We start from the raw sequence: 5,191 nt of genomic DNA, 5'->3' as shown, positions 1-5,191 counted from the left end.
GGGTTGGGGTGGTGTCGGTGGTCGGGGGGACGGGTGCCGGGTCGGTGGCCGGGCCAGTTGCGGTGGCGGCGTCGACGGCCGCTGCCAGGGCGGTCAGCGTGCGGTGCGTGTAGATGGCGGTCGGGCGTGGCAGGGCGGGGCACGCTGTGCGCAGGCGGGCGAACAGCTCCAGCACCGTCATGGAGTCGCCGCCGAGCGTGAAGAAGTCGTCCTCCTGGAAGACCTCCGGCACCTCCAGCACCTCGCACCACACGCCCGCGACCAGGCGTTCGGTGGGGGTCGCGGGCGGGGTCCCGCGCCGGGGTGTGGGATCCGCGTCGGCTGTCGTAGTCGTAGTCGTGTCGTCCGGCCGCGCCAGCCGGTTGCGGTCGATCTTGCCCGTGCCGGTCAGCGGGAGCGCCGGGACGGAGCGGACGTGGGCGGGCAGCATGTACGGGGGCAGCACGCGGGACAGGAAGGTACGCACCTCGCGGGCGTCGGGCTCGTCCGTGCCGGCCCGGGGCTCGACGTACGCCACGAGACGCCCGTCCCGCAGCAGTACGGCCGCGCGGGCCACGCCCGGGTGGGTGAGCAGGGCGGCCTCGACCTCGCCGAGCTCCACCCGGTGGCCACGGACCTTGACCTGGTCGTCCAGTCGCCCCAGGAACTCCAGCACGCCGTCGGTGCCGCGACGGACGCGGTCGCCGCTGCGGTACCAACGGCGGCCGTCCCGCTCGGTGAAGGCCGCCGCGGTGAGTTCGGGGTCGCCCAGGTAGCCGGGGGTGAGGCCGGTTCCGGTGATGAGGAGTTCACCGGCCTCGCCCGGGCCGCACGGGCGGCCGTCCTCGTCCACGACGGCCAGTTCGGTTCCGGCGATCGGCCGGCCGATGGGCAGGTGCCGTACGTCGTCGGCGGGGCGGGTGGTGATGATGTGACAGGTGGCGTTGATGGTGGCTTCGGTGGGGCCGTAGAGGTTGGAGATCCTGTGACCGGAGCCGCGGTTGCCGGAGCCGCGGTTGCCGGACCCACGGTTGCCTGTGGCGTCCAGCAGGTCGAACCAGCGGCGTACGTGCGAGGCGGGCAGTGCCTCGCCGCCTACGTGGACCCAGCGCAGCGCGGACAGGTCCGGGGCGGGACCGTCTTCCCGGACGCGGTTCTCGGCCGCGGTCAGCAGCCCCTCCCACAGCGTCGGCACCGAACTCCACACCGTGATCCGGTCCTCCACGACGCGGTCCAGGAGCGCCTCGGGGTCACGCAGCAGGTCCCGGCTGAGGGTGTGCACCGTGGCTCCGGCGAGCAGCGGGGCCAGCACCTGGCGTACGGAGGCGTCGAAGCAGATCGACGCGGTCTGTACGAGCCGGTCGCCCGGGCCGTAGCCGAAGGTGGACAGCGCCCAGTCGAGGTAGGCGGTCATGGACCGGTGGGTCACCGGGACGGCCTTGGGGCGGCCCGTCGAGCCGGAGGTGAAGATCACGTACGCGGTGGAGTCCGGGTTGGCGGTGGGCTGTCCGCCCGGTGCGGGGCCCGGCGCGGGCTCCGGCACGGTGTCGGGCGTGGGGCCGGGCGCGGTCGGGGCCGGTGACGGGGCGTCGGTGGCGACCAGCGTGACCTCGCCCGGTACGGCGGCAGCGGCGGCGGCGCGGGTCGTCGCGTCGCACACCAGCACACGGACTCCCGTACGGCTCACCTGGTCCCGGTGCCGGGCGGCGGGATGGGTGGCGTCCAGGGGTACCCAACCGGCGCCCGACCGCAGGATGCCGACGACTCCGGTGACGGTGTCCGCGCCGGGCTCGGTGAGCAGTCCGACCAGGTCGCCGTGCCGTACGCCGTGGGCGCGCAGCCGGGCCGCGAGGGCGGCGGAGGCCTCGTCGAGGGCCGCGTAGGTGAGGGTGGTGCGTCCGGTGTCGACCGCGACGGCCTCGGGCGTGGCACGCAGCCGTGCGCACAGCCGGTCCACGATCCCACCGCCGTCGTCGTCCGCCGTCACATCCACTGAATCCTGTGCCGCTGCCTGGGGTTCCGCGACGGCGGCGCGCAGTTCGTCGACGTACGCGTCGGCGAGGCGGCGCACGGTCTCGGGGCGGAACAGACGGGCGGGGTGGTTCCACGACAGGCGCAGGCTCGCGTCGGCCTCCCAGCACAGCAGCCCGAGCCGGGTGGCGGCGGTGGCGGTGGCCGCGGCCGTCGGCGTCACGGTGACCGGCCAGTCGGCGCCGTGGACCACGGGGAAGCGGGCGAAGCTGAACCCCGCCTCGGCGGCCGTGCGCGGCGCCGGGCCGGGGCCTCGGCCGGCGGTGGGCAGCAGCCGTGCGATGTCGGGGCTGCTCAGGGTCGCGTGGGCCTCGGCCTCCCGCCAGATCCGCCGCAGCCGCTGAGCCAGTACGGTCACGGGTTCGTCGGGGCCGACGGTCACGAACACCGGAAGGGTGTCGGCCAGCGGACCCACCAGACGGTCGATGCCGGGGAGCGGCAGTTCGCGGCGGGACCGCGCCACATTGACGGCAACCGCCCGCTGTCCGCTCCACCGCGCCAGGCAACGGCCGTACACCGCCAGCAGCAGATGGAACAGGGAGACCCCGTGCCGGGCGGCGACCTCGCGGAGCGCGGCCGTCAGGGTCTCGTCGACGACGGTGCGGTGGTGGGCGAGCGGCGGGGCGGGAGGCGCCTCGGGATCGCCGTCGTACGGCAGGGCCGGTGCCGTCGCGCCGGCGCCGACGGTGCCGGCGTGCTCGGCGAGCCGGTCGCGCCAGTACTCCTGGTCCCGTGCGTGTGCGGGGGACTGCCGCTCGGCGGCGACGGCCGCCGCGTAGTCGGCGAACTGCGCTTGCGGGGACGGGAGTTCGGGTGCGCTGTCGTCGCCCCGGGCGAGCGCGGTGTAGAGCGCCCACAGCTCCTCGCCCAGCACCTTGAGGCTGAAGCCGTCCGCGGCGGCGTGGTGGACGACCAGGAGCAGATGGGAGAGGTGCGGGTGCTCGCGTACGAGGACGGCTCGTACGGGGTCCTGGGAGGTCAGGTCGAAGGGGCGGTTGCACAGGGTCTGTTCGAGCTCGGCCGGCTCGTAAGGCTGATGCGCGGCCGGTTCCCTCACCTCGTACCAGCTGGGCGCGGCATCGATGGGCGCGGCGGGTACCGCGTACTGGCGTGGCCGGGTGTCGCCGTCCCGGGTGATCCGCAGGCGCAGCATGGGGTGGCGGGCGGCGAGGCGGGACAGGGCCCGGCCGAGGAGCGCGCTGTCGAGGGGGCCGCTGATGCTCTGGCGGACGTAGCCGTAGGCGGTGACTCCCTCGTGGAGCGCCTCGGTGGTGTGGAAGGCGAGTTGCAGGGGGGTGAGGGGGCCGGGGAGGCCGTCGTCTGCCGGGGGATCGTAACCGGAGAAACCGGGGAAACCGGATACGGTCGGGGTCGGCTGGGGCCCGGTGGCCAGGTGGGCGGCCAGTTCGCCGAGCGTGCGGTACTCGAAGAGCAGGGTGGCCGGCAGCGTCCGGCCGAGCTCCCTCTCCAGACGCCGCGCGAGGTCCACGGCGGTGAGGGAGTCCAGCCCGAGCGTGAGGAACTGCTCGTCGTCGCCGATGTCCTCCGGGGCGCGGTGCAGGGCCTCGGCCAGGAGGTGGCGTACGAGGTCGGCGACGTGGGACGGGTCTCCCTCGGGCCGGGGGGCGGGGCGAGCGGACGTCCGGTCCGTGGTGTCGCGGGTACCGGTCGCTGGGGAGCCGGTGGGTGCGGGTCCGGCTGTCGGGTTCGCTGTGCCCGTCACCAGTACATGGGCCGCGTCCACGCCGATCGCCGCGTACAGGCCCGCCAGCGCGGCGTGCGCGGTCATGGGCGCGAGCCCCCGGGCCCGCACGCCGCTCACCATGTCACCCGCCATACGGCTCGCCAGTCCCGTGTCGGCGACAGGGCCGAAACCGATCGCCTGCCAGGGGCGGCCCGCCGCCCGCTCGGCGGCGGCGAAGGCATCGAGGAAGGCGCCTGCGGCCGCGTAGTCGCCGAGTGCGCCGGCCAGGCCGGGCAGTACGGACGAGACGGAGGAGAAGGCGACGCACACGGCGTCGTCGTGGCCGTGGCGGCGCAGCGCTCCGGCGAGCAGCGCGGTGCCGCGCACCTTCGCGGCGAGAACGTCCTCGATCTCCGCGTCCGGTTTGCCGCGCAGGCTGCCGGGGCGGGCCGTACCCGCGGCGTGGAACACGTAGTCCAGCGGCGGCAGACCGGCGACGAGCGCGTCGACGGCGGCCTCGTCGCAGACGTCGACCGCGTGGTAACGGGCCCGTGCGCCCCGCGCGCGCAGCTCGGCGAGCAGGTCCCGGGGCGGCGTGGAGGTGCGCCCGGTGAGGACGATGTCCGGCGTGCCCCGCTCCGCGAGATCGCGGGCGAGCGCGGACCCGAGACCGCCGGCGCCGCCGGTGATCAGGTACGTGCCGTCCGGGGGCAACGCCTTCACGGTCGTGGTGCCGACGCCCACGCCGACGGGTGTACGGGTCAGCCGGCGGCCCGCCCGCCACGCGACCGTTCCCCCGGCGCCGGGCACGTCCTGGGCGTGCAACTCGCGTTCGAGCGCGTCGAGCCGGGAGTCGAGCGCGTCCCGTGAGGACAGGTCGATGCCGCGTGAGGACAGGCCCGGGTGTTCCTCGGGCAGGGCGAGGGCGAAGCCGTGCAGCAGTGCGTGCTCGGGGCGGGAACGTTCCGGCTGGACGCCGGTGGTGTGTACGTCCTCGGTGACCAACAGCAGCCGGGTGGGACCCGCGCCGAGCAGGGGCATCACATCGCGCAGCTCGGTGATGGCCGAGCGCGTTGCGGGGTCCGCGGCGGTACCGGCGAGCCACACCACGGTGTCCGGGGCGGTCGGCTCCGAGGCGTCGTGCTGCCCCAGCACGGTCACTCCGCGCCGGGTGAGCCGGTCGGCGAGAGCCCGCCCGAGCGCGCTGTCGGCACCGGCCAGCCGTACGGCACGGGGGCCGGGGGCTGCGGTGAGCGGGGCGTCGCTCCAGACGAGGCGTTGCGGTTCCGGCATGCCGCTGGGAACTGGTGCCGGTGTACCGCTGGGTGCCGGTGCCGGTGCCGGTGCCGGTGCCGGGCCGGGCTGCCGCCCCGGCCAGTGGCGGCCGCGCTGGAACGGGTACGTGGGCACGGGCACCCGCCGCCGCCCCGCGCCCTCGATGGGCAGAGCCGTCGGGGACAGGGCCGTCCCCCGCGTCCACAGCCGCCCCACCGTCTC

At 75.4% G+C, this 5,191-nt stretch carries 1 protein-coding gene; it reads right to left on the bottom strand.

The window, feature by feature from the left end; genetic code table 11:
* The coding region (locus tag FPZ41_RS44665) for a non-ribosomal peptide synthetase (RefSeq protein ID WP_152870434.1) at nt 1-5,191 on the bottom strand (5,191 nt) is incomplete at both ends.

The organism is Streptomyces acidicola (assembly GCF_009377235.1).
Classification (GTDB): Bacteria; Actinomycetota; Actinomycetes; order Streptomycetales; family Streptomycetaceae; genus Streptomyces; species Streptomyces acidicola.
Note: the sequence above shows the minus strand (reverse complement) of the source record. Positions and strands in the feature narration are given on the sequence as shown.